The 2,304-nt window shown below is 44.4% G+C and carries 2 protein-coding genes; one reads left to right on the top strand and one right to left on the bottom strand.

Features of this window, described 5'->3' with window-relative positions; all coding sequences use genetic code 11:
- Positions 1-105: 105 nt before the first annotated feature.
- Positions 106-915, bottom strand: coding sequence for a hypothetical protein (locus JFC06_RS12130; RefSeq protein WP_193005629.1), 810 nt, complete (start codon positions 913-915; stop codon positions 106-108).
- Positions 916-1,281: 366 nt separating this feature from the next.
- Here JFC06_RS12130 and JFC06_RS12430 point away from each other — a divergent pair, with 366 nt between their 5' ends.
- Entirely contained in the window at positions 1,282-2,169 is an 888-nt protein-coding gene (locus tag JFC06_RS12430) for an energy transducer TonB (protein WP_193005630.1), read from the top strand.
- Positions 2,170-2,304 lie beyond the last annotated feature (135 nt).

The raw sequence follows: 2,304 nt of genomic DNA, 5'->3' as shown, positions 1-2,304 counted from the left end.
TCGTAACGCATAAAAATACCCCATAAGTTGTGTCCAACTTATGGGGGTCGGTTCACTCCTGTCTTTAGCGTCAGCGCTTTTTTATAAAGTGACAGTCTACCGGCTTTACACTTGGCTGGGTTCGGTGGCGTCATCTATCGGGTTGATAGGGCCTTGCATCAGCTCAGGCTCATCATCATCGCTAATGATGTCTTCGTTGCTGCTTGCCGCCAATAAATCCCGATAATTGATTTGGGTTTTTAAAACCAATTGTTCTTCTTCAAGCTCGCCGTAGTTCACCTGCACCTTGTGTAAGGTACTGATGATTTTTTTGTTTTTCTTAAGCCAGCGATTAATATCAAGATAAATGACTTCATCTTTTGCACGGGCAATATTGATGTAAGACAGAATGAACCCTAAAGGGTCTTTTTTTAGGATGCTGTGATAAAACCAGATAAATAGCTTAATACCTTGGCGTTTAAGAAAAGACTCACAGCGTAGGTTTAGCACATCGGTATAAGTCTGCTGGCCAAACACAAAGCGCTGAACGTTACGGTCAAGCTGCACATGGACCAAACTAAAGTTACTGGCTACCTCAGCATAAATACCACCCGCATTAACCGTGCAGTATAGGCGAAACCAGTGATCGTGTATCTCAACGCGCAACTCTAAGATGGCTTTGACGTTGTCGGTCACAAACTTTTGCAGGGCATCATTGACGTATTTTTGAGCGACAGGGAGGGGGATTTCATCTTCAAGCTTATCGGTCGTTTTATTGTATAGCTGCTTGATCGACTGGGTGAGGCGATCCCAGCCACCGCTGAAAGACTCATCAAAACGGTCGCCAATATCCTCAAAGAACTCATCAAAACTGTCTGAATTATTCACGTTATCACTCATGTTATCAAAGCCACTCAAACTTATTATCCTTATCATTATAGGGGGCATCATTGACGAGATGCGGTACAGATCACCTATTAAAAACTATAAAATGGCGTCTATGCAAGTCACTAGCAGCGCTAAGATATAAATCTGCCCCTGTATTTGATTACAACTTATCAATAACATTGCACGTATATTTTAACGGATGCAAGCTAAAAAAACGTATTTGTTAACGCACTACCTAAAAAACGGTGTTTAAACTATTATCAATACGGTGTGAGTGGGTGGACGTGCCCCATTTACGGTTACGCTAGCAGCACAATTCTAAGTCATGTTATGATAGCACTCGCATACACTGCCAGCTCTACTACGATCGGACTTGGTGTTCGCTCGATCTATACTTAATGTCTGAGACCTATTGTGGCCTATATCAAAGACTCGCAAAGCTATCATTTTTCTGCACAAGCGCCTAAGCGTGACGTAAGCTTGCCTGTTGCTGTTTTTATTGCCGTTGCCGTCCATGCCCTCATTATCTTTGGTATCAGTTTTTCTACGGGCAAAGACCCCGCTGCAATGATGCAAGATGTCGCAAAAGTGCTCACAGATAACATGAAGCCAAATGAAGATGCACATTTTATTGCCAATGCCTCACAAGTAGGCGGCGGTACGATACATGAGACGTTAAGGCAAGAGACCGATCAGATCAGTCCACTGGCGGCTGAGCAAATGAGCGAGACACAAGATGTCATTAATTTACAGCGTCAAGTTCGCCAGCAGCGCTACCAAGAAAGCTATCTGCGAACCACCTTAAGCTGGCGACAAGCGGCGGTAGAGTCTGACAATGACAGCAAACAAGCACAAGATGATGTCATGGCCCAAGAAGAGCGCCTACGTAAACAGATCGCAACGCTCGAAGCCCAACTCTCGCAACGTCAGCAGGTCTATGCCACCAAATCAAAAGTGGTGACGATGGATAGCAATTCAACGACGCGCGGCGATGCAGCTGATTATATCAATACTTTTCGTGAGCATGTTGAGCGCGTTGGCAACCTGCACTATCCGGTACAAGCTCGGGCCCAAGGCATCACGGGCGAAGTACGCCTGATGGTCATTATTAGTAATAATGGTAACATTAAAGCCATTCGCTTGCTAGAAAGCTCAAACTCAACGATATTAGATGAAGCGGCTAAGCAGTCAGTACGGCAAGCGGCTCCTTTTGGCCAGTTTACTAAAGACATGAAAGACATTGTCGAGTTGCGCCTGATACGTACTTACCGTTATAGCGATAAAGTCGATGTGACGTATTAATGACTGATGCCAATGGCTGAAACGATAGACACCAAAAGTTATTAATATGAATCTCTCAATACACTTTTGACATACTCCCACCACATTCGCCAAGCTCAAGTGGGGGATTCTAAAAGCATAAGCTCTTAGGCGACT

Source organism: Psychrobacter namhaensis (genome assembly GCF_016107545.1).
GTDB classification, from domain to species: domain Bacteria; phylum Pseudomonadota; class Gammaproteobacteria; order Pseudomonadales; family Moraxellaceae; genus Psychrobacter; species Psychrobacter namhaensis.
The sequence above is the reverse complement of the archived record's forward strand: the minus strand, read 5'-3'. Positions and strand labels throughout refer to the sequence as shown.

Coding starts and splice junctions, on each gene's coding strand:
- JFC06_RS12130 (WP_193005629.1), bottom strand. CDS start 915: ATGATAAGGATAATAAGTTTGAGTGGCTTTGATAACATGAGTGATAAC.